At 71.7% G+C, this 22521-nt stretch carries 19 protein-coding genes; 2 read left to right on the forward strand and 17 right to left on the reverse strand.

Annotated features, from left to right (window positions below; translation table 11 throughout):
- The first annotated feature begins 67 nt into the window (after nucleotides 1–67).
- Nucleotides 68–1087: a mechanosensitive ion channel family protein gene (locus ABTZ03_RS26635; RefSeq protein WP_350515603.1), complete on the forward strand. Its 1020-nt coding sequence runs from the start codon at nucleotides 68–70 to the stop codon at nucleotides 1085–1087.
- Between the two features lie 71 nt (nucleotides 1088–1158).
- Here ABTZ03_RS26635 and ABTZ03_RS26640 read toward each other — a convergent pair whose 3' ends face one another.
- The 4 genes from ABTZ03_RS26640 to ABTZ03_RS26655 all read right to left on the reverse strand — a co-directional run bounded on the left by ABTZ03_RS26640 (nucleotide 1159) and on the right by ABTZ03_RS26655 (nucleotide 3899).
- Entirely contained in the window at nucleotides 1159–1623 is a 465-nt protein-coding gene (locus tag ABTZ03_RS26640; protein ID WP_350515604.1) for a GNAT family N-acetyltransferase, read from the reverse strand.
- A gap of 1 nt (nucleotide 1624) precedes the next feature.
- Complete coding sequence (locus tag ABTZ03_RS26645; RefSeq protein ID WP_350515605.1) at nucleotides 1625–2563, reverse strand: RluA family pseudouridine synthase; 939 nt, start codon at nucleotides 2561–2563, stop codon at nucleotides 1625–1627.
- Between the two features lie 67 nt (nucleotides 2564–2630).
- A complete protein-coding gene (lspA, locus tag ABTZ03_RS26650; protein WP_502894593.1) occupies nucleotides 2631–3284 on the reverse strand; it encodes a signal peptidase II in 654 nt (217 codons plus the stop codon).
- Nucleotides 3285–3431: 147 nt separating this feature from the next.
- Nucleotides 3432–3899 (reverse strand): TraR/DksA family transcriptional regulator, encoded by a 468-nt coding sequence (locus ABTZ03_RS26655; RefSeq protein ID WP_350515606.1) that lies wholly within the window; start codon nucleotides 3897–3899, stop codon nucleotides 3432–3434.
- A 644-nt stretch (nucleotides 3900–4543) separates the two neighbouring features.
- Between ABTZ03_RS26655 and ileS the strand changes: the two genes are divergently transcribed.
- Nucleotides 4544–7672: an isoleucine--tRNA ligase gene (ileS, locus tag ABTZ03_RS26660; protein WP_350515607.1), complete on the forward strand. Its 3129-nt coding sequence runs from the start codon at nucleotides 4544–4546 to the stop codon at nucleotides 7670–7672.
- Nucleotides 7673–7842: 170 nt separating this feature from the next.
- On the opposite strand, the gene ABTZ03_RS26665 is transcribed toward ileS, so the two are convergent.
- The 13 genes from ABTZ03_RS26665 to ABTZ03_RS26725 form a co-directional block, all read right to left on the reverse strand.
- Nucleotides 7843–9183: a DivIVA domain-containing protein gene (locus ABTZ03_RS26665; RefSeq protein WP_350515608.1), complete on the reverse strand. Its 1341-nt coding sequence runs from the start codon at nucleotides 9181–9183 to the stop codon at nucleotides 7843–7845.
- Between the two features lie 59 nt (nucleotides 9184–9242).
- Nucleotides 9243–9524 (reverse strand): YggT family protein, encoded by a 282-nt coding sequence (locus ABTZ03_RS26670; RefSeq protein WP_030282903.1) that lies wholly within the window; start codon nucleotides 9522–9524, stop codon nucleotides 9243–9245.
- A 99-nt stretch (nucleotides 9525–9623) separates the two neighbouring features.
- Complete coding sequence (locus tag ABTZ03_RS26675; protein WP_350515609.1) at nucleotides 9624–10232, reverse strand: cell division protein SepF; 609 nt, start codon at nucleotides 10230–10232, stop codon at nucleotides 9624–9626.
- A 228-nt stretch (nucleotides 10233–10460) separates the two neighbouring features.
- Nucleotides 10461–11249, reverse strand: coding sequence for a YggS family pyridoxal phosphate-dependent enzyme (locus tag ABTZ03_RS26680; protein WP_350515610.1), 789 nt, complete (start codon nucleotides 11247–11249; stop codon nucleotides 10461–10463).
- On the reverse strand, nucleotides 11249–11980 hold the full coding sequence (gene pgeF / locus ABTZ03_RS26685; protein WP_350515611.1) for a peptidoglycan editing factor PgeF: 732 nt from the start codon (nucleotides 11978–11980) through the stop codon (nucleotides 11249–11251). Before pgeF ends, ABTZ03_RS26680 begins: the two co-directional genes overlap by 1 nt.
- Nucleotides 11977–13200, reverse strand: coding sequence for a cell division protein FtsZ (gene ftsZ, locus ABTZ03_RS26690; protein ID WP_350515612.1), 1224 nt, complete (start codon nucleotides 13198–13200; stop codon nucleotides 11977–11979). The genes pgeF and ftsZ overlap by 4 nt, the downstream gene beginning before the upstream one ends.
- A gap of 363 nt (nucleotides 13201–13563) precedes the next feature.
- Nucleotides 13564–14346, reverse strand: coding sequence for a cell division protein FtsQ/DivIB (locus tag ABTZ03_RS26695; protein WP_350515613.1), 783 nt, complete (start codon nucleotides 14344–14346; stop codon nucleotides 13564–13566).
- Nucleotides 14339–15445: an undecaprenyldiphospho-muramoylpentapeptide beta-N-acetylglucosaminyltransferase gene (gene murG / locus ABTZ03_RS26700; RefSeq protein ID WP_350515614.1), complete on the reverse strand. Its 1107-nt coding sequence runs from the start codon at nucleotides 15443–15445 to the stop codon at nucleotides 14339–14341. The genes ABTZ03_RS26695 and murG overlap by 8 nt, the downstream gene beginning before the upstream one ends.
- 6 nt (nucleotides 15446–15451) lie before the next feature.
- Nucleotides 15452–16822, reverse strand: a complete 1371-nt coding sequence (gene ftsW, locus ABTZ03_RS26705; protein WP_400928070.1) for a putative lipid II flippase FtsW — start codon at nucleotides 16820–16822, stop codon at nucleotides 15452–15454.
- 149 nt (nucleotides 16823–16971) lie between these two features.
- Nucleotides 16972–18405: a UDP-N-acetylmuramoyl-L-alanine--D-glutamate ligase gene (gene murD / locus ABTZ03_RS26710; protein ID WP_350515615.1), complete on the reverse strand. Its 1434-nt coding sequence runs from the start codon at nucleotides 18403–18405 to the stop codon at nucleotides 16972–16974.
- Nucleotides 18402–19463, reverse strand: a complete 1062-nt coding sequence (mraY, locus tag ABTZ03_RS26715; protein ID WP_350515656.1) for a phospho-N-acetylmuramoyl-pentapeptide-transferase — start codon at nucleotides 19461–19463, stop codon at nucleotides 18402–18404. Before mraY ends, murD begins: the two co-directional genes overlap by 4 nt.
- A complete protein-coding gene (locus ABTZ03_RS26720; RefSeq protein ID WP_350515616.1) occupies nucleotides 19463–20866 on the reverse strand; it encodes a UDP-N-acetylmuramoyl-tripeptide--D-alanyl-D-alanine ligase in 1404 nt (467 codons plus the stop codon). The genes mraY and ABTZ03_RS26720 overlap by 1 nt, the downstream gene beginning before the upstream one ends.
- On the reverse strand, nucleotides 20863–22515 hold the full coding sequence (locus ABTZ03_RS26725) for a UDP-N-acetylmuramoyl-L-alanyl-D-glutamate--2,6-diaminopimelate ligase (protein ID WP_350515617.1): 1653 nt from the start codon (nucleotides 22513–22515) through the stop codon (nucleotides 20863–20865). Before ABTZ03_RS26725 ends, ABTZ03_RS26720 begins: the two co-directional genes overlap by 4 nt.
- Nucleotides 22516–22521 lie beyond the last annotated feature (6 nt).

Consider the following 22521-nt stretch of genomic DNA (forward strand, 5'->3'; position numbering starts at 1 on the left):
CCCGGTTCGCCCCGTTGAACGCCGGTATCGTACGGCTCACCCGGCTCCCCACCCCGAGAAGGTCCCCGTGCTCTGGCCGCTGATCACCCTGCTCGCCACCGTCGCCGCCACCCTGGCGGTCGGCTGGATCGTCGACCAGGTCCTCCAGCGGATCAGCGCCGACCACCCCGGGGCGCCGGTCTGGGCCCTGCTCCGCCGCTGCCGGATCCCGCTCCAACTCGCCCTGGTGTCAGCCCTGTTGCTCGCCACCGACCCGCTCAGGCGGATCTTCCACCTGACCGGGGACGAGGGTGCCCACCACCTGGTCCTGCTGTTGCTGCTCGCCTCCCTCGGCTGGCTCACCGTCCGCGTGGTGGCCGCCGTCCTGGAGGCGCTGCTCCGCCGCTACGAGACGGTCGCCGACGACCCTGCCCGGGTGCAGCGGGTCCGCACCCAGGTCGGCATGCTGCGCCGGGTGGTCAGCGCGGCGATCGTGGTGGTCACCGTCGCGGTGATGCTGCTGACCTTCTCCGCCATGCGCACCGTCGGCGCCAGCCTGCTCGCCTCGGCCGGCCTGATCGGCATCGTGGCCGGCATCGCCGCCCAGAGCGCCCTGGGCAACTTCTTCGCCGGACTCCAGATCGCCTTCGGCGACACCGTCCGGATCGGCGACACCGTGGTGGTGGACGGCCAGCAGGGCACGGTCGAGGAGATCACCCTCTCCTACCTGGTGGTCCGGCTCTGGGACTACCGCCGGCTGATCGTCCCGGTCTCGTACTTCGTCAACAAGCCCTTCGAGAACTGGACCCGCCGCGACCCCGGCCTGCTGGCCGCCGTCCTGCTCCACCTCGACCACACCACCCGGGTCGACGAGCTCCGCGCCACCCTGCACACCCTGTTGGAGAAGCACCCGCTCTGGGACGGCGCCGAGTGGGCCCTCGACGTCACCGACACCACCCCCAGCACCATCGTCGTCCGGGCCACCATGACCGCCCGCACCCCCGAGGACACCGCCCGGCTCCGCTTCGACGTCCGCGAACAGCTCATCGCCCACCTCCGCGACGAGCACCCCCACGCCCTCCCCCGCCTCCGCACCACCGACGGCTGACCCCCGCCACTCCCCGCGGAACGAAGAATCCCCGCGCCCCGCAAGGGACGCGGGGACCCGCGTGCGAAGTCCTACAGCACCCTCGTCATCGTCCGGTGCGGGATCCCGGCATCGTCGTACACCGGCCCCTCCGCCAGGTACCCCAGCCGCTCGTAGAACCCGAGCGCCTGGACCTGCGCGTGCAGCTCGACCTCGACGGCCCCGCGCTCGGCCCCCGCCGCCTCGATCGCCCGGACGAGCTCGGCCCCGAGCCCGGTCCCCCGGGCCGCCGCCAGGACCGCGAGCCGCCCGAGCAGCACCCGTCCCTCGACGCCCCCGGTCAGCCCGGCCGCCTGGTCACCGAAGATCAGCCGCCCGGTCCCCAGCGCGGCCCCGTCCGCGCCCACGGCGAGCACGTGCACCGAGGTCGCGTCGTACTCGTCGTACTCCAGCTCCTCCGGCACGTTCTGCTCGACGATGAACACCTCACGCCGGACCGCCCGCACCAGCTCCAGGTCCGCCTCACCCTCGGCGACCCGGATCGCGAAGCCCGTCATCTCAGCTCTCCGAGGCGATGATGTCCAGCGCCTTCTGCAGGTCCGCCGGGTACTCGCTGCTGAATTCGACCCACTGCCCGTCCGACGGGTGCTCGAAGCCCAGCGAGACGGCGTGCAGCCACTGCCGGGTGAGCCCGAGCCGCTTGGCCAGCGTCGGGTCGGCGCCGTACGTCAGGTCGCCCACGCAGGGGTGCCGCAGCGCGGACATGTGGACGCGGATCTGGTGGGTGCGGCCGGTCTCCAGCTTGATGGCCATCAGCGAGGCCGCCCGGTACGCCTCGATCAGGTCGTAGTGGGTGACCGACGGCTTGCCGTCGCGGGTCACCGCCCACTTCCAGTCCGCGCTGGGGTGGCGCCCGATCGGCGCGTCGACGGTGCCGCTCAGCGGGTCCGGGTGGCCCTGGACCAGCGTGTGGTAGCGCTTGTCGGTGATCCGGTCGTGGAACTGCCGCTTGAGGTCGGTGTAGGCCCGCTCGGACTTGGCGACGACCATCAGACCCGAGGTGCCGACGTCCAGCCGGTGCACGATGCCCTGGCGTTCGGCGGCGCCCGAGGTGGAGATCCGGTAGCCGGCCGCGGCGAGCCCGCCGATGACGGTGGGGCCGGTCCAGCCGGGGCTCGGGTGCGCGGCGACGCCCACCGGCTTGTCGATCAGCACGATGTCGTCGTCGTCGTGGACGATCCGCATGCCCTCGACCGGTTCGGCCACGATCTGCACCGCGGCGGCGGGGGCCGGGATCTCGACCTCCAGCCAGGAGCCGGCGGTCACCCGGTCCGACTTGCCGGCCACGGCGCCGTCGAGCGTCACCTTGCCCTCGGCGGCCAGCTCGGCGGCCTTCGTCCGGGAGAAGCCGAACATCCGGGCGAGGGCGGCGTCGAGGCGCTCGCCCTCCAGGCCGTCGGGAACGGGGAGGCTGCGGATCTGCGCTGCGGTACTCACCCGTACGAGTATGCCGGAAAGGCGCCGCGCCCCTTCCCCCCGCTGGTCCCGCCGGAGGACGGGCCCGCTACTTCGCGCCCTTCTCCGGCTGCTGGTGCACGGTCCCGTCCGGGTTGCTGCCCCGGAAGGAGAGCAGCACCACGAGGATGCCGCCGCAGACGATCGCGGAGTCCGCGAGGTTGAACACCGCGAAGTGCTGGACGGAGATGAAGTCCACGACGTGGCCGCGGAACACACCCGGGGCGCGGAACAGCCGGTCGGTGAGGTTGCCGAGCGCGCCGCCGAGCAGCAGCCCGAGCGCGATCGCCCACGGGAGGCTGTACAGCCGGCGGGCGATCCGCCAGATCACCACGATGACGGCCGAGGCGATCATCGTGAAGACGACGGTCAGCGCCTGCCCCATGCCGAAGGCCGCGCCCGAGTTGCGGATCACCTGGAAGGTGACGACGTCGCCGATCACCTTGATCGCCGCGTGGTTCTCCAGCTTGGCGACGACCAGCAGCTTGCTGGCGAGGTCGATCAGGAAGGCGAGGACCGCGACGACCAGCAGCACGCCGACCCGGCGCGGGCCCTTGGGCTTCTCCACCGCGGTGGCACCGCCCGCCCCACCCGCGGCCTCGGACTCGGACTCGGTGGATTCGACCACGGCCGCCTCCGCGCCATCGGCGGGGTTCGGGACGGCGTCGTCCCGGGTCTGGGGGGAACCTTGCGTACTGATGATCCGCTCCGCTGCCGAGGTGGGCCGGTGGGGGCCTGAGTGCGTCCGTACCGACGTGTCAGGCGACGTTACGGGGTCGAGCGTACGGCAAGCCCGACCCCCCGCGTTCGCCCCGGTCGCCCGGGTCGGACCGTGGCTCGACGCCACGGTTCAGCGGCGTTCCTGCTTCGCCTTGCACTGCACGCACAGCGTCGCCCGCGGGAAGGCCTGCACCCGGGCCTTGCCGATGGCCTGTCCGCAGGACTCGCAGATGCCGAAGCCGACACCCTCCAGCCGCTCCAGGGCGCGCTCGGTCTGGGCGAGGCTGTCCCGCGCGTTGTTGGCGAGCGCCAGCTCGCTCTCCCGCGAGATGTTCTTCGTACCGGCGTCCACCTGGTCGTCGCCGGCTCCGTCGTTGGAGTCGCGCATCAGCCCGGAGATGGCGGCCTCGGCGGCCTCGATCTCGCCGCGCAGCCGCTGCAGGTCGTCCTGGAGCTCGTCGTGCAGTTCGTGGACCTCCGCCGAGGTCCAGGGGTCCTCCCCCGGCCGGACCGGCAGCGTGGCCGGGTCCACCGACTCGGCTCCGCGCGGTACGGCGACGGTCTCGGTACTGGTCTTCTGAGGTGCGGTAGTGGTCACGGTCCCCTCCCCTGGATCGGCCGCCACGGCCTTGCGTGCCCGCTTGGTGGCGGTACCCGCGCCGGTTGCCTTCTCAGCCATGGCTTCGACCCCATCTACGAACGAATCGAGCCGCCGGTTCCCGGCGGCCTCCAGTGCCGGAACGATAATCCCGATCAAAACCGGTCACAACCTGACATACCGGCGCCCCAGAGTGATCCCACCCAGGCAGCCGCCCCAGCCGCCACGCCCCGCGCGCTGACAGACATGTGCCCACCTCACCCCCGCCTAACCGCCCCCACCGACCGGCCCGGACCAGCGCCTCAGGACCCACTCCCCCGATTCCCTTTGGACAAACCGTCCGGCCCGGCCGATACACTGACCCTGCAAGGCGCAGATGGGACGAGTACCGACGTACGCAGCCACCAGCGACCCGGGGACGGTGCGAGCCCGGGGGTGTGCACGACGGGAAGATCACCCCGGAGCCGCCGGAAGAACGGCCACCACGGGCAACCGCGGCGGCCCACTAGACCCGGCAGCAAGCCCAAACAAGAGGGCCGCAACGCAGCACCGCGGCCAAGGAGGGTGGTACCGCGGGTCGGCGAAGGCCGTCTCGTCCCTCCGGAGGATCCAGTCCCAGCATCCGCCGGAGGTAGACGCCCGCGATGAGCTCCTACAACCCCGTTCCCGCGCAGGTGGATCTGCCTGCCCTGGAGCACCAGATCCTGTCCTTCTGGCAGGACAACAAGATCTTCCAGCGCAGCCTGGAGCAGTCCGAGGGCCGCCCCGAGTGGGTCTTCTACGAGGGCCCGCCGACCGCCAACGGCATGCCCGGCGCCCACCACATCGAGGCCCGCGTCTTCAAGGACGTCTTCCCGCGCTTCCGGACCATGAAGGGCTACCACGTCGCCCGCAAGGCCGGCTGGGACTGCCACGGCCTCCCGGTCGAGCTGGCCGTCGAGAAGGAGCTCGGCTTCTCCGGCAAGCAGGACATCGAGGCGTACGGCATCGCCGAGTTCAACGCCAAGTGCCGCGAGTCGGTGACCCGCCACACCGACGCCTTCACCGAGCTGACCACCCGCATGGGGTACTGGGTCGACCTCGACGAGGCCTACCGGACGATGGACCCGTCGTACGTCCAGTCCGTCTGGTGGTCGCTCAAGCAGATCTTCGACAAGGGCCTGCTGGTCCAGGACCACCGGGTCGCCCCCTGGTGCCCGCGCTGCGGCACCGGCCTGTCCGACCACGAGCTGGCCCAGGGCTACGAGACCGTGGTCGACCCCTCGGTGTTCGTCCGCTTCCCGCTGACCAGCGGCCCGCTGGCCGGCCGGGCCGCCCTGCTGGTCTGGACCACCACCCCGTGGACCCTGGTCTCCAACACCGCCGCCGCCGTGCACCCGGAGGTCACCTACGTGGTGGCCACCGACGGCACCGAGCAGCTGGTCGTCGCCGAGCCGCTGCTCGGCAAGGCCCTCGGCGAGGGCTGGGAGACCACCGGCGAGTCCTTCACCGGCGCCGAGATGGAGCGCTGGGCCTACCGCCGCCCCTTCGACCTGGTCGAGATCGAGAACGCCCACTACGTCCTCAACGCCGACTACGTCACCACCGAGGACGGCACCGGCATCGTCCACCAGTCCCCGGCCTTCGGCGCGGACGACCTCGCGACCTGCCGCAAGTACGGCCTGCCGGTGGTCAACCCGGTGCTCGGCGACGGCACCTTCGCCCCCGAGGTCCCGCTGGTCGGCGGCCAGTTCTTCAAGAAGGCCGACGAGGCCCTGGTCGCGGACCTCAAGGAGCGCGGCCTGCTCTTCCGCCACCTGCCGTACGAGCACAGCTACCCGCACTGCTGGCGCTGCCACACCGCGCTGCTCTACTACGCGCAGCCGTCCTGGTACATCCGGACCACCGCCGTCAAGGACGCGATGATCCGCGAGAACGAGGCCACCAACTGGTTCCCGGACACGGTCAAGCACGGCCGCTTCGGCGACTGGCTGAACAACAACATCGACTGGGCGCTCAGCCGCAACCGCTACTGGGGCACCCCGCTGCCGATCTGGCGCTGCGAGGAGAACCACCTCACCTGCGTCGGCTCGCTCGCCGAGCTGTCCGAGCTCACCGGCACCGACCAGGGCGACCTCGACCCGCACCGCCCGTACATCGACGAGGTGACCTTCGCCTGCCGCGACTGCGGCGGCACCGCCACCCGCGTGCCCGAGGTCATCGACGCCTGGTACGACTCGGGCTCGATGCCCTTCGCCCAGTACGGCTACCCGTACCAGAACAAGGAGCTGTTCGAGAAGCGCTACCCGGCGCAGTTCATCTCCGAGGCGATCGACCAGACCCGCGGCTGGTTCTACACGCTGATGGCGGTCGGCACCCTGGTGTTCGACAAGAGCAGCTACGAGAACGTCGTCTGCCTGGGCCACATCCTGGCCGAGGACGGCCGCAAGATGTCCAAGCACCTGGGCAACATCCTGCAGCCGATCCCGCTGATGGACCAGCACGGCGCCGACGCCGTCCGCTGGTTCATGGCGGCCGGCGGCTCGCCCTGGTCGGCCCGCCGGGTCGGCCACGGCACCATCCAGGAGGTGGTCCGCAAGACCCTCCTCACCTACTGGAACACCGTCGCCTTCCAGGCCCTGTACGCCCGCACCTCGAACTGGGCGCCGTCCGCGAACGACCCGGCCCCGGCCGACCGTCCGCAGCTGGACCGCTGGGTGCTCTCCGAGCTGAACACCCTGGTCCGCGAGGTCGACGCGGCCTTCGAGGCCTACGACACCCAGCGCGCCGGCAAGCTGCTCTCCGGCTTCGTCGACGACCTCTCCAACTGGTACGTGCGCCGCGGCCGCCGCCGCTTCTGGCAGGGCGACGCCGCCGCGCTCGCCACCCTGCACGAGGCGCTGGAGACCGTCACCCGCCTGATGGCCCCGCTCACCCCGTTCATCACCGAGCGGGTCTGGCAGGACCTGATCGTCCCGGTCGCCCCGGACGCGCCCTCCTCCGTCCACCTCGCCACCTGGCCGGTCGCGGACGAGACCCTGATCGACGCCGACCTCTCCCGGCACATGGCCCTGGTCCGCCGCCTGGTCGAACTGGGCCGGGCCACCCGCGCCGAGTCCGGGGTGAAGACCCGCCAGCCGCTCTCCCGCGCGCTGGTCGCCGCCCAGGGCTGGGAGGAACTGCCCGCCGACCTGCGCGCGCAGATCGCCGAGGAGCTCAACGTCTCCACCCTGGAGTCCCTCGCCGAGGTCGGCGGCTCGCTCGTCGACACCAGCGCCAAGGCCAACTTCCGCGCGCTGGGCAAGCGTTTCGGCAAGGGCGTGCAGGACGTCGCCAAGGCGGTCGCCGCCACCGACGCCGCCCGCCTGGCCGCCGAACTGCGGGCGAACGGCGAGACCTCGGTCGAGCTGAACGGCGAGACGGTCACCCTCTCCCCCGACGAGGTGATCATCACCGAGACCCCGCGCGAGGGCTGGGCGGTCGCCAACGAGTCCGGCGCCACCGTCGCCCTCGACCTGGCCATCACCCCCGAGCTCAAGCGCCTCGGCATCGCCCGCGACGCCATCCGCCAGATCCAGGAGGCCCGCAAGAACTCCGGCCTGGACGTCGCCGACCGCATCGTCCTGCGCTGGCGCGCCACCTCCGAGGAGACCGCCGAGGCCATCGCCGAACACGGCCCCCTCGTCGCCGAGGAGGTCCTCGCCACCGACTTCGCCGCCGGCGCAGCCGACTGGAACTCCGAGACCTTCACCGACGAATCCCTCGGCCTCGCCTTCCAACTCCGCAAGGCCTGACCCACCCCGAAGCCGCCGCCACCCCACCCGGGGTGCCGGCGGCTTCGCCGTACCCACACGGGCGCGCGGGCCCGAGCCCGCGCGCCCCCCGAACAGAACACGCAAAAGGGCGTCCCCTCCCCGACCCGGAGGTCGGAAAGGGGACGCCCTCAAAAGGCCTGGCTACAACCTCAGTTGTCGCCGTCCTCATCGATCAGGAAGCCCCGCATCGGCGCCGGAGCCTGCTGCATCGGCTGCGGCGGCTGCGGCCGCACGGCCGCCATCGGCTGGGTCATCCCGGCCGGCTGCATCTGCGGAGCCCCGGTGTTGCCACCGGCACCCTGCCCGCCGAAGCTCGGCGCCGGCACGTTCCCACCGAAGGAGCTCTGCCCGCCGAACGCCGGCGAGTTCCCACCGAACGACGGCTGGTTCCCACCGAAGGAGGGCGCGGAGCCCATCGACCCGGCACCGGCCGGAGCCATCGACGAGGCCGCCGGCGGCAGCGACGCGGTGGCGGGGATCCGCGGCGGGGCGAGCGAGTCGTCCGCCTGCGACTCCAGCTGGCGCAGCTGGGTCTCCAGGTACGACTTCAGGCGCGTGCGGTACTCACGCTCGAACGCCCGCAGGTCCTCGACCTTGCGCTCCAGCGTGGCCCGCGCGGACTCCAGCGAGCCCATCGCGACGCGGTGCTTCTCCTGCGCGTCCCGCTCCAGGGCGTCGGCCTTGGCCCGGGCGTCGCGCTCCAGACCCTCGGCCCGGCTGCGCGCCTCGCCGACGATCTTGTTGGCCTCGGAGCGGGCCTCGGAGATCGCCTGGTCGGCGGTCTGCTGAGCGAGCGCCAGCACGCGGGCGGCGCTGTCGCCACCGGGGCCCTGCTGCTGCATCGGAGCGCCGAGCGGGCCGCCCATCTGCTGCGGGCCGCCCATCGGCTGCATCTGCTGCTGCTGGCCCATACCCTGGCCCATCGGGTTGCCCATCTGCTGCGGGCCACCGGGACCGCCCATGGGCTGGAGCATCTGACCGCCCATCGGCTGGACCAGCTGCTGCTGGCCGCCCATGGTCTGGCCCATCTGCTGCTGGCCCATCTGCTGCGGACCGCCGGGGCCCATCGGGCCGCCCTGGCCGGCCGGGAGCTGCGGCGCACCGGAGGGCAGGCCGAGGGGCTGGTTGCCCATCTGCTGCTGCTGCGGACCGCCCGGGCCCATCTGCTGCGGACCGCCGGGGCCCATCTGCTGCGGGCCGCCCGGGCCCTGCTGGCCGGGGACCGGCGGGCCGGATATGGCTGCCGGGACGGGAGCGGCCGGACGCTGGGCGTCCTGCGGCGGCTCCTTCCGCATGTTGGCCTGGTTCTGCGCGGCGGCGCGAGTCGCGGCGGCCAGCTTGGCCCGCAGGTCCTCGTTCTCCCGGAGGAGGCGGGTCAGCTCCGCCTCGACCTCGTCGAGGAAGGCATCGACCTCGTCCTCGTCATAGCCTTCACGCAGGCGGACGGTCGTGAACTGCTTGTTCCGAACGTCCTCGGGGGTCAATGGCATCTCTTCACCTCAACGTGATCGTCGGCACACCGGCATCCTGTCGCATCGCTCACCTACGACTAGGGGTGCACAAGCGAGATCAGGACATACACAATGATCATCAGTACGAAGAAGGACAGGTCGAGCGCCACGCCCCCGAAACGCAACGGCGGGATGAACCGCCGAAGAAGCTTGAGCGGCGGATCCGTGACAGTGTACGTGGCCTCCAGGACCAGGACCATGGCCTTGCCCGGCCGCCACGAACGCGCGAACTGGAAGACCCAGTCCATGACCAGTCGTACGAGCAGGAACACCAGGAAGACGGTCAGGGCGTAGTAGAGCACCGCCCACACGATGTCCATCGCGTTTTCCCTCTCCCCGGTCCCTGGCCCTAGGGCCTACCGCTCGTCACCTGTCGCCAACCACTGTTGATCAGATCCACACGTAAAGTCGTGGCCGGGTCAGCTCTGGTTGAAGAACCCACCCTCGGCGATCCGAGCCTTGTCCTCCGCCGTGACATCGACGTTAGCAGGCGACAGCAGGAACACCTTCTGTGTCACGCGCTCGATACTGCCGTGCAGACCGAAGACGAGTCCAGCGGCGAAGTCTACGAGCCGCTTCGCGTCCGTGTCGTCCATCTCGGTGAGATTCATGATCACGGGGGTCCCGCCACGGAACTGTTCCCCGATGGTACGGGCCTCGTTGTAGGTCCGGGGGTGCAGCGTGGTGATGCGGTAGGGCTCTCGTTCGTTCACTACCTTGGGCATGATCACCGGTGCGCTCTTCTCCAGGTTGTGGCGGCGTTCGGGTGTGATGGACGACACGGGGGCCATCCTCGGGGCTTCCTGTCGGATCGGCACCGCCGCCGGCACCGGCTGCGGGGTGATCGAGGAGACCGGCGCGGGTGCGGGGGCGGCGGCCGGCCGGGGAATGTCCTCGGTCCGCTGCCCGGTACGGATCGGCTCGGGGTCCGCGTCGTAGTCGTCGTCGGGGTCGTACCCCTGGCCGTCGTACGTCTCGTCCTCCACGAGGCCGAGGTAGACCGCCATCTTGCGCATTGCGCCGGCCATGCTCCTGTCTCCTCCGCTTGTGGTGGACCGGCTCCGCCCCGGCGGCCAGGCCGTTCGGCCCTGCGCGCGGATTCCGCGGTCCGCCCACGACGGCCCGTCAAGGCGACGCGCCGTCAGAGTTCGTGGGGTTGGGCCGCGGAGCTGCGATCCACGGTTGGCTAGCGCTCCGGAAAGCTGCTAGCTTCTGTCCTATTTTGTCCTGCAGTCTGATCTAACTACCCGGTGACGTTACCTGAGGGGTGACCTCACTCCGAGTACCGCCGTTCCGACGCGCACATGTGTCGCTCCGGCAGCAATCGCCTGCTCAAGGTCACCGCTCATGCCTGCGGAGACCATGGTGGCAGCCGGATGGGCCGCCCGTACGGCGGTTGCGATTTCCGTCAGCCGGTCGAAGGCCCGAGCCGGATCCCCGGCCAGCGGACCGGCCAGCGGAGCGACGGTCATCACACCGTCCAGGCGCAGCCCGGGCGTGTCGGCGATCGCGTCGGTGAGTTCCGCGACGTCCTCCGGGGCGACCCCGGCCCGGTGCGCGCCCTCCCCGTGCTCCTTGTCCAGCGCCACCTGCACCAGGCAACCCAGCTCCGGGCGCTCGGACTTGAGCACCGCCGCCGAGAGCGACTCGACCAGCCGCAGCCGGTCCACCGAGTGCACGTGGTTCGCGTACCGGACCACCGAGCGGACCTTGTTGGTCTGCAGCTGCCCGACGAAGTGCCAGTCAAGAGGAAGGTTTCTGCACTGTTCCGCCTTGGGCGCGGCGTCCTGGTCGCGGTTCTCCGCGACGTCCGTCACACCCAGCCCGGCCAACAGCGCGGTGTCCTCGGCCGGGTAGGTCTTGGTGACGACGATCAGGGTGACGGACTCGCGCGGGCGTCCGGCGGCCGCACAGGCGTCCGCGATCCGGCGCTCGACCACGTCGAGGTTGGCGCCCAGTTCCTCGTACCGCGCCCGCTGGCCCTCCGTCAGCGCCCGGAGGAACTCCGCGCCCCCCGGGAACGGTCCGTAGATGTCGTTCGTCATCAGTGATCAGAGCCCAACCAGACGTAGCTCGCGAGCCGGCCCGTGCGCTGCTCGCGGCGATAGGAGAAGTGATCGGCGGATTCGAGGGTGCAGACCGATGATCGCACCAGCTCGGTGACCCCCGCGGCGGCCAGCTGGGCCGCGACCCCCTCCGGTACGTCCAGCGCCGGGGTGCCCCAGGAGGTCTCGGCGTAGGCCGCCGGGACCAGCTCGGCCACCTCGGCCCGCAGTTGGGCCGGCACCTCGTAGCAGCGGCCGCAGACCGCGGGGCCGGTGGCGGCGGTGATCCGCGCCGGTTCGGCCCCCAGTTCGACCATCGCCGCGACGGCCGCGGACACCACGCCCGCCGCCAGCCCGGGCCGGCCCGCGTGGGCCGCGCCCACCACACCCGCCACCGGGTCGGCCAGCAGCACCGGGGTGCAGTCCGCGGTCAGCACCGCCAGCGCGAGCGGCCGGTCGGTGACCACCGCGTCCACCGTCGGGGCCTCCCCCAGCTGCTGCCGCTCCGTCACCACGGCCACCTCGGCACCGTGCACCTGGTTCATCCAGACCACGTCGACCGGGTCCAGCCCGAGCTCCCGGGCCGCGCGGGCCCGGTTCTCCCGGACGGCCCGCGGGTCGTCGCCCACCGCACCGCCGAGGTTGAGCTCCCCGTACGGCGAAGTGCTCACCCCGCCCCACCGGTCGGTGAAGGCGAAGTGAGCACCCGCGCGTACCGCGTGATCGATCACTTAAGGAAGTCCGGCACGTCGAGTTCCTCGGCCGGGCTCTCCACGAACGGCTGACGGGCCGGCTGCACCTGCGGCGGCACCGGAGCGGCGGTCGTGGTGGCCGGGGCCTCGGAACGCGACGCGGCGGCCGGGCTCTCCTCCGAACGGGACGTCACCGAGCCGATGCTCCCGTACGAGGGACGGCCGGCCGGGCGCTCCGGGGCGGCCGGCGGAGTGGCCGGGGCCGCGGGGGTGGTGGACTTCACCACCGGGTCGCGGACGATCGCCGGCGGCTGACCGCCGTCGAAGCCGGCCGCGATGACGGTGACCCGCACCTCGTCGCCGAGCGCGTCGTCGATGACCGCACCGAAGATGATGTTGGCCTCGGGGTGGGCGGCCTCGCTGACCAGCTGGGCCGACTCGTTGATCTCGAACAGACCGAGGTCGGAGCCGCCCGAGATGGACAGCAGCACGCCGCGGGCGCCGTCGATCGAGGCCTCCAGCAGCGGCGAGGAGATCGCCATCACGGCGGCCGCCTTGGCACGGTCCTCGCCACGGGCCGAACCGATGCCCATGAGCGCCGAACCGGCCTCCGACATGACGGACTTGACGTCGGCGAAGTCGAGGTTGATCAGACCCGGGGTGGTGATCAGGTCGGTGATGCCCTGAACGCCGGAGAGCAGGACCTGGTCCGCCGAGCGGAACGCGTCCAGCACGCTGACCTGGCGGTCCGAGATGGACAGCAGCCGGTCGTTGGGGATCACGATGAGGGTGTCGACCTCTTCGCGCAGGGCGGCGATGCCGTCCTCGGCCTGGTTGGCCCGGCGGCGGCCCTCGAAGGTGAAGGGGCGGGTGACCACACCGATGGTCAGGGCGCCCAGCGAGCGGGCGATGTTGGCGACGACGGGCGCGCCGCCCGTACCCGTGCCACCGCCCTCACCGGCGGTCACGAAGACCATGTCGGCCCCCTTGAGGACCTCCTCGATCTCCTCGCGGTGGTCCTCGGCCGCCTTCCGGCCGACCTCGGGGTTGGCGCCGGCGCCGAGGCCCCGGGTGAGTTCACGGCCCACATCGAGCTTGACGTCGGCGTCGCTCATGAGGAGGGCCTGCGCATCGGTGTTGATCGCGATGAACTCGACGCCCTTGAGACCGACCTCGATCATCCGGTTGATGGCGTTGACACCACCGCCGCCGATTCCGACGACCTTGATGACTGCGAGGTAGTTCTGCGGTGCTGCCACGTCGAAGGCCTCTCGCCTCGAATTTCCGGGTCGGCCCGGCCCGACGGGGGCCGTACCGACGGATGTCGATGGGTAGGGAGCCTGGTTTCTGACTGAATGTCCGAAATGCCGACCACCGACCCCAACCCTAAACTTGACCTTTAGGGTTAGTCCTGTGTCTCCGTCACATCACCAATGGACACAGTCTGGTGACACAGGACACTAGGTGGCTCCAGGCACGCGTTTCAACGAACACGCCGAGCTTCCCTTTTTCTTTTGAGCCTATGTGATCATCGGCCGGCAATGGAAACCGGGGGTGACCACCAAGGGTCGGGCCGACACTCCGAAGCGTCAACCCCTCCCCCGGGCACAGAATCTATCGGATCAACCCGACACCGCCGACACCGCCGGCGCCTCCGGCGCCGTCACGTCGAAGGTGCTGCCCTTCTGCTTCATCAGCGCCAGCAGCACCCGGGCCTTCCGGTCGGTCTCCTCCGGACTCCCCCAACGCACCGTCGCACCCCCGCTGAGCTGCAGTTCGATGTCGTCGTACGAGTGCACCAGGACCGATCCGGCCCGCTTGGCGATCTCCGGCGGGAGCCCGGCGGCCACCGCCACCGCCCCCTGCACCAGCTGGGCCCTTGAGATCACCCCGTCCACGTCCTTCGCAGACTGACTGAGCCGCAGTTCCACCACCGGAACGCCCTTCGGCGGGGCCGCCTCGGTGGCGAAGCTCACTCCGGAGGCATCCACCTGGGTGAACTGACCGTCATCCCCCTTGACGGCGGCCGCCGCCGTCCGCTGGACCACCTTGACCTGCAGGGTGTGCGGCCAGCCCCGCCACACCTCGGCCTTCCCCACCCGGGGGATCGCCTCCACCCGGCGCCGGACGTCGTCCAGGTCGACCCGGGCCAGCGGGCCGTCGGCCAGCCCGCCGACCGCCCCGCGGACCTGCTCGGACGTCAACTTGTCGTCCGTGGCGCCCTGGACGGCGACATCGCGCACGTCCAGCACGGAGGAGAAGAACACCACCCAGGCCAGCCCGCCCAGCACCGCGGCGCCGAGCACGCTCAGCACCGCGATGCCCCGCCGGGAGAGCCGGAGACGGGGAGCGGACTCCTCCTCCAGCTCCTCGTCCAGAGGGTCGGCGAGCCGGCCGTCAGCCACGTCGGCGACCGCCCCGGTGGGCCTGGATCGCCTCGTACACCATGCCGACCAGCAGGTCGTCGGCGTCCCGACGGCCGAACTCGGCGGCGGCCCGGCTCATGTCCCAGAGCCGCTGGGGGTCGGTGAGCACCGGCAGCACGTTCTGCAGCACCCAGTCCGAGGTCAGCTCGGCGTCGTCGACCAGCAGGCCACCGCCCGCCTTGACCATCGGCTGGGCGTTCAGCCGCTGCTCGCCGTTGCCGATCGGCAGCGGCACGAAGGCGGCGGGCAGGCCGACCGCGGCCAGCTCGGCCACCGTCATCGCGCCGGCCCGGCAGAGCATCAGGTCGGCGGCGGCGTAGGCGAGGTCCATCCGGTCGATGTACGGCACCGGGCGGTACGGCGGCATCCCGGGGACGTCGGCGACCTGCGGCAGCTCGTTCTTCGGGCCGACCGCGTGCAGGATCTGCACGCCGTACTGCTGCAGCCGCGGCGCGATCGCGGTGATCGTCTCGTTGAGCCGGCGCGCGCCCTGGGAGCCGCCGGAGACCAGCAGGGTGGGCAGCCGCTGGTCGAGGCCGAAGTAGTGGCGGGCCTCCGGCCGGGTGGCGTTGCGGTCCAGGGTGGCGATGGTCCGGCGCAGCGGGATGCCGATGTACCGGGAGTCGCGCAGCTTGCTGTCCGGGGTGGAGACCGCGACGAAGTCGGTGTAGCGGGCGCCGATCTTGTTGGCCAGGCCCGGGCGGGCGTTGGCCTCGTGCACCACGATCGGCACCCCGGCCCGCTTGGCGGCCAGGTAGGCGGGCATCGCGACGTAGCCGCCGAAGCCGACCACGGCGTCGGCGTTGACCCGCTCGATGATCTCCTGGGCGGCCCGCACGGTGCCGCGCAGCCGACCGGGCACGGTGATCAGCTCGGGGGTGGGCTTGCGGGGCAGCGGGACGGCCGGGATCAGCTCCAGCTGGTAGCCGCGCTCGGGTACCAGCCGGGTCTCCAGCCCCTTCTCGGTGCCCAGGGCGGTGATCCCGACGGACGGGTCGTGCCTGCGGAGTGCGTCCGCGAGGGCCATGGCCGGTTCGATGTGACCGGCGGTCCCCCCGCCGGCGAGTACGACATGCACCGAAATTCACCGCTCCCTGCGTGCCGGCCCGGGGACCGGGCGCGCTGTGGTTCGTCGTCGTGGCAGCACCCGGGCCAGTCGCTTCCTGATCCGGGAGTTCTTGCTCCGGGCGGCCAGGGCCGCCTTCGCGCCCGAGGAACTGCGTGCCAGGCACAGCAGCACCCCGATCGCGGACATGGCCGACAGCATGGCGGAACCGCCGTAGGAGAACAGCGGGAGCGGGACGCCCGCGATGGGCAGCAGTCCCAGCGCCGACCCCAGGTTGATCATGGCCTGCGCCATGATCCAGGTGGTGGCGGCTCCCGCGGCGTACCTGACGAAGGGGTCCTTCGTACCGATGGCCACACGGATACCCGCGTAGCCTAGTGCCGCGAAGAGACCGATCACCGACAGCGTCCCCACCAGACCGAGTTCCTCGCCGGTCGCGGCGAAGATGAAGTCGGTGTGCGCCTCGGGGAGCTGGCCCCACTTCTCCACACCCGCGCCGAGGCCGGTGCCGAAGCCGCCGCCGAGCGCGAACGAGTACACGCCGTGCAGGGCCTGGAAGCAGGCTCCGTCCGGGTCCAGCTTGGTGACCCCGATGCAGCCCAGCCGCTCGGCGCGGTGCGGGACGGTGATCACCAGGGCGGTGCAGACCACGACCGCCACTCCGAGGGTGGCCACGAACAGCCGCAGCGGTGCGCCGACCATCCAGAGCAGCGCGAACACCATGGCCACCAGGATCATCGAGGTGCCCATGTCACCGCCGATCATGATCAGCGCGAGCAGCAGCAGGGCGCCGGGCACCAGCGGCACCAGCAGGTGCTTCCAGGTGGTGAGGGTGCCGGCCTTCTGCTTGCGGGCGAGCAGGTCGGCGGCCCAGAGCACCAGCGCCAGCTTGGCGAACTCCGAGGGCTGGAACTGGAAGAAGCCGAAGTCCAGCCAGTTCTGGTTGCCGTTGATCCGCACCCCGATGCCGGGCACGGCGACCAGCGCGAGCGCGCCGATCACCCCGAACATCACCGGGTAGACGATCACCCGCAGCACCGCCACCGGGACGGAGGCGAAGCCGACCAGCAGGACCAGGCCGAGGATGGCCGCGATCAGCTGCTTGAGGAAGTAGTACTGCGCGGTGTGGTGCTGGTTCAGCGCCAGGATCTGCGAGGCCGAGAAGACCATCATCAGACCGAGCACGACCAGCAGCAGGGTCGTGCCGACGATCAGCAGGTACGGCGTGAGCGGCCGGTCCAGCCAGTACCGGATGCGGGCCCGGAAGGCCTGCAACCGTCCCAGCGGACCGGCCGACTTGTACTTGGTCGTGGTGGCGGAGATCACTCGCCACGGCTCGGCGGCGTCCTGCTTGGTCGCACCGGAATCCGCCCTGCCCTGCCCCGCCACCGCTCCCCGCTCCCTCTCCTGATGCGGCTCGTTCGCCTCCGGGCCGCTCCGACCCGACGCCGACGGTCGTCGCTCCGATGCCCCTCGTTCCTCGGGGCCTCCTCGCTTTCGGCGTCGGCGCGGCCCTTCAGCTCACTCGCCAGGCCCGCCTACTCGCCGGCCAGGGCCCGGACCGCCGCCGCGAACAGGTCGCCGCGCTCGCCGTAGTTGGTGAACATGTCCATCGAGGCGCAGGCCGGGGCCAGCAGCACCGTGTCACCCGATCGGGCGAGCGATGCGGCCGTTCGAACGACCTCGGCCATCGCCACCGCGCCAGTCTGGCCCTCGGCCGCCTCGATCACCGGCACATCCGGAGCGTGTCGCTCCAGCGCCTCGCGGATCAGCGCCCGGTCCTGCCCGATCAGCACCACCGCGCGCAGCCGCTCGGCCGCGCCCTGGACCAGGTCGTCGAAGGTCGCGCCCTTGGCCAGTCCCCCGGCGATCCAGACGATCGGCCGGTAGGCGGCCAGCGAGGCCGCCGCGGCGTGGGTGTTGGTGGCCTTGGAGTCGTCGATGTACGTGACCTCGCGGACGGTACCGACCTCGGCGATCCGGTGGGCGTCCGGGCGGAAGGCCCGCAGGCCCTCCCGGACGGCCTTCGGCTCGACCCCGTAGGCCCGCGCCAGCGCCGCCGCGGCGAGCGCGTTGGCGATGTTGTGCGGGGCGGGCGGGTTGACGTCCTCGACGGAGCCCAGTTCGGCCGCGTTCTTGGTCCGGTCCTCGACGAAGGCGCGGTCCACCAGCAGGCCGTCCACCACGCCGAAGTTCGACGGGCTCGGCGCGCCGAGGCCGAAGCCGATCGCCCGGCAGCCCTCCTCGACGTCGGCCTCCATGACCAGCGCCTCGGTGGCCGGGTCGGCCAGGTTGTACACGCAGGCCACCACGTTGCCCTCGTAGATCCGGCCCTTGTCGGCGGCGTACGCCTCCATCGAGCCGTGCCAGTCGAGGTGGTCGGGCGCCAGGTTGAGCACCGCGGCCGAGTACGGGCGCAGCGAGGGCGCCCAGTGCAGCTGGTAGCTGGAGAGCTCGACGGCGAGCACGTCGTACGGCTCCTCGGCGAGCACCGCGTCCAGCACCGAGACCCCGACGTTGCCGACCGCGGCGGTGCGCTTGCCGGCCGCGGTGAGGATCGAGGCGAGCATCTGGACGGTGGTGGTCTTGCCGTTGGTGCCGGTGACGGCCAGCCAGGGCGCGGGCTCGCCGGTGCCCGGCAGCGGCTTGCGCAGCCGCCAGGCCAGCTCGACGTCGCCCCAGACCGGGACGCCGGCCGCCTCGGCAGCGGCGAACAGCGGGCTGTCCGGGGCCCAGCCGGGCGAGGTGACGATCAGCTCGGTGCCCTCGGGCAGGCTCGCGCCGTCGCCCAGGCGCACCGCGACGCCCTGTGCCGCCAGCTCGGCGGCGCGGGCCTTGAGTCCCTCGCCGCTGCCGCCGTCGACCACGGTGACGCTCGCGCCGAGCCCGTTCAGGACGCGTGCGGCGCTGATGCCCGAGACGCCGAGGCCGGCGACCACCACGGGCAGGTTCTTGAAGTCGAAGTTCGTCATCCGGTCCGGTATCCCGCGTAGAAGAGGCCGAGGCCGACGGCCACGCAGAGGCCCTGGATGATCCAGAAGCGGACCACGACCAGCACCTCGCTCCAGCCCTTGAGTTCGAAGTGGTGCTGCAGCGGCGCCATCTTGAAGACGCGCTTGCCGGTCATCCGGAAGGAGCCGACCTGGATGATCACCGACAGGGTGATGATCACGAAGAGGCCGCCGAGCAGGATCAGCAGCAGCTCGGTGCGGGAGCAGATCGCCAGACCGGCCAGGCCACCGCCGAGGGCGAGCGAGCCGGTGTCACCCATGAAGATCTTGGCGGGCGAGGTGTTCCACCACAGGAAGCCGAAGCAGGAGCCCATCAGGGCGGCGGCCACCACCGCGAGGTCCAGCGGGTCGCGGACGTCGTAGCAGGCGCTGGTGGCGGAGATGGAGTAGGCGCAGCTCTCGCTGTACTCCCAGACGCCGATGAAGGTGTAGGCGCCGAAGGCCATCACCGAGGCACCGGTGGCGAGGCCGTCCAGACCGTCCGTCAGGTTCACGCCGTTGGAGGCGGCCGCGATCAGGAAGTACGCGAAGATGACGAACAGCACCGGGCCGATCGCCCAGTTGAAGTCGCGGACGAAGGACAGCTTCTCGGAGGCCGGGCTGAGCCCGCGGTCGTCGTGGAACTGCAGTGCCAGGACGGCGAACACCAGACCGACGATCGACTGGCCGGCCAGCTTCGCCTTGGCCCGCAGGCCCAGCGAACGGCGCTTGACGACCTTGATGTAGTCGTCCAGGAAGCCGACCAGGCCCAGACCGGTGGTCAGGAAGAGCACCAACAGCCCGGAGGCGGTCGGGCTCTCGCCCGTTATCGCCTTGGTGCCGAAGTACGCGATCAGGGTCGCCAGGATGAAGGCGATGCCGCCCATCGTGGGCGTGCCCTTCTTGCTGTGGTGCGCCTTGGGACCGTCGTCGCGGATGTACTGGCCGTAGCCCCCGCGGGCCAGCAGCTTGATCAGCGCGGGCGTGCCGACCAGCGAGAGGATCAGGCCGATCATCCCGGAGAAGAGGATCTGCTTCATCATCGGGCAGCACCGTCCGCGAGGAGGGCCTCGGCCACCCTCTCCAGTCCCACCGAGCGGGAGGCCTTCACCAGGACCACATCCCCCGGCCGCAGCTGACTGCGCAGCAGTTCGACCGCCGCGTCCGCGTCGGACACCAGCACCGACTCCTCACCCCACGAACCTTCGTTCCTCGCGCCGAGTTCCATGCAGGCCGCCTCGCGTCCGCCGACCGCCACCAGCTTGGTGACGTCCAGCCGGACGGCGAGCCGTCCGATGGCGTCGTGCTCGGCCAGACTGTCCTCGCCGAGCTCCCGCATCTCGCCGAGCACCGCCCAGGTGCGGCGGCGCTCCGGGCCCCGGCCGCCCATCGAGACCAGCGCCCGCAGCGCGGCCCGCATCGAGTCGGGGTTCGCGTTGTAGGCGTCGTTGACGACGGTGACACCATCGGCCCGGTCGACGACCTCCATGCGCCAGCGGGACAGCGCACCCGCCTCGCCCAGGGCTGCCGCGGTGTCGTCGACGGTCATCCCGAGCTCCGTCGCCACCGCGGCGGCGGCGAGGGCGTTCGAGACGTGGTGCTCACCGTACAGGCGCAGCTGCACGGGCGCGGAACCGGCCGGGGTGGTGAGCGTGAACGATGGCCGTCCGGTGGCGTCCAGGCGAACGTCGGTCGCCCGGACGTCGGCGTCCGGCGACTCCCCGAAGAGGACCACCTTCGCCTTGGTCCGGGAGGCCATCGCGCGCACCAGCCGGTCGTCCGCGTTCAGGATCGCGGCGCCCTCGGCGGGCAGCGCCTCGACCAGCTCGCCCTTGGCCTCGGCGATCGCCTCCTGGGAGCCGAACTCACCGACGTGGGCGGTGCCGACGTTGAGCACCAGGCCGATCCGCGGCGGGGTGATCGAGGTGAGGTACTCGATGTCGCCCTTGTGCCGGGCGCCCATCTCCATCACCAGGTGCCGGGTGCCGTCCTCGACCCGCAGGGCGGTCATCGGGTGGCCGATCTCGTTGTTGAGCGAGCCGGGCGGGAAGACGGTCTCGCCGTGGCGCTGGAGCAGCTGGGCGATCAGGTCCTTGGTGCTGGTCTTGCCGGCCGAGCCGGTCAGCGCGACCACCGTGGTGCGCTCGGCGCGGGCGACCACGGTCCGGGCCAGCCGGCCGAGCGCCTCCACCACACTGTCGACCAGGACGGCGGGCACGCCGACCGGGCGGGAGGCCAGCACCGCGACGGCGCCGGCCCCGACCGCCACGGCCGCGTAGTCGTGGCCGTCCACGTGCTCGCCGACGAAGGCCGCGAAGAGGCCGCCGGGGCCCACCTTCCGCGAGTCGACCTCGACCGGGCCGGTGACCAGGGTGTCCGGGTCGGCGCCGTCCAGGGTGCCTCCGACGGCTGCGGCCACCTCGGCGAGGGTCAGTGCGATCACTGCTGCTCTACTCCTCGGTCGCCCCGCTCGGCCGTGGTCCGCACGATCGATTCGCGCAGTACCTCCCGGTCGTCGAAGGGGCGGATCTCGTCTCGTACGTACTGGCCGAGCTCGTGGCCCTTGCCGGCCACCAGCACGGTGTCCCCCGCCCCGGCGCGGGCGACCGCGAGCTGGATCGCCTCGGCCCGGTCGGGGACGACCAGGACGTCCCCGCGCTCGGCCTCGGGCACCGCGGCGGCGCCGGTCAGCATGCTGGCGAGGATCGCCAGCGGGTCCTCGCTGCGCGGGTTGTCGCTGGTCAGCAGGGCGGTGTCGGCGAGCCGGGCCGCGATGGCGCCCATCGGGCCGCGCTTGTGCGGGTCGCGGTCGCCGCCGCAGCCGACCACGACGTGCAGCCGGCCCTTGGTGACCTCGCGCAGCGAGGCCAGCACGGCCTGCAGGGCGTCCGGCTTGTGGGCGTAGTCCACCACCGCGACGAACGGCTGCCCGCCGTCCACCCGCTCCAGCCGGCCCGGCACGCCGGGGACGGCGGCGATCCCGGCCACCGCCCGCTCCAGCGGCAGCCCGGCGGAGACCAGCACGGTGATCGCGGCCATCGCGTTGGCGACGTTGAACGGGCCGGGCAGCGGCACGGAGGCGTCGGCCCCGGCGCCGTCCGGACCGACCACCCGGAAGGTGGAACCGACCGGACCGAGCTCGACGTCCACGGCCCGCCAGTCCGCCCCGGCGGCGCCGGTCGCGGAGAAGGTGGTCACCGGGATCTTGGCCTCGGCGGCGAGCCGGCGGCCGTACTCGTCGTCCAGGTTGACCACGCCGTGGCGGGACTTGCCGGGCTGGAACAGCCGGGCCTTCGCCTGGAAGTAGTCCTCCATGTCCGGGTGGAAGTCGAGGTGCTCGGGCGTGAGGTTGTTGAACAGCGCGACGTCGTACGCCACCCCGTCGGTACGGCCGAAGACCAGGGCGTGGCTGGAGACCTCCATGGTCACCGCGTCCGCGCCGCGCTCGGCCATCACGCCGAGGATCGCGTGCAGGTCGGTGGCCTCGGGGGTGGTGCGCTCGCTCTTGATCCGCTCGTCCCCGACCCGCATCTCGACGGTGCCGATCACGCCCGGGCTGCGCCCGGCGCCGCGCAGCCCGCCCTCGACCAGGTACGAGGTGGTGGTCTTGCCGTTGGTGCCGGTCAACCCGATCATCAGCAGTCGCTCGGACGGGTTGCCGTAGACGATCGCGGCCAGCTCGCCCATCCGGGCCCGCGGCCGGTCCACGACCAGCAGCGGCAGGCCGGTGGGGGCGGCCAGTTCGGCGCCCGCCGGGTCGGTCAGCACGGCCACCGCACCGGCGGCCGCGGCCTTGGCCGCGAAGGCCGCGCCGTGGTGGTTGGCGCCCGGGAAGGCCACGTACACGTCGCCCGGGCGCACCGCGCGGGAGTCGTGGGTGACGCCGGTGACGGCGCCGCCCTCGACGGGCGGCAGACCCAGCCGGGCGGCCAGCTCGGTGAGCGGCAGAGCGGCGGTCCCGGTCGGGCGGGGCGGACTCACGGTGGTTTGATCGGGTTTCGGCACGGCGGGAAGGCTATCCGCCGAAGGGTACCCAGGGCCAAACCGGGCCTTCGCCGCGCCGCCGTCCAGACCGGCCCGCTGGTTGCTCATCCTCGT

Origin of the sequence: Kitasatospora sp. NPDC096077, from assembly GCF_040303245.1 — a bacterium.
In the GTDB taxonomy this organism is placed as follows: domain Bacteria; phylum Actinomycetota; class Actinomycetes; order Streptomycetales; family Streptomycetaceae; genus Kitasatospora.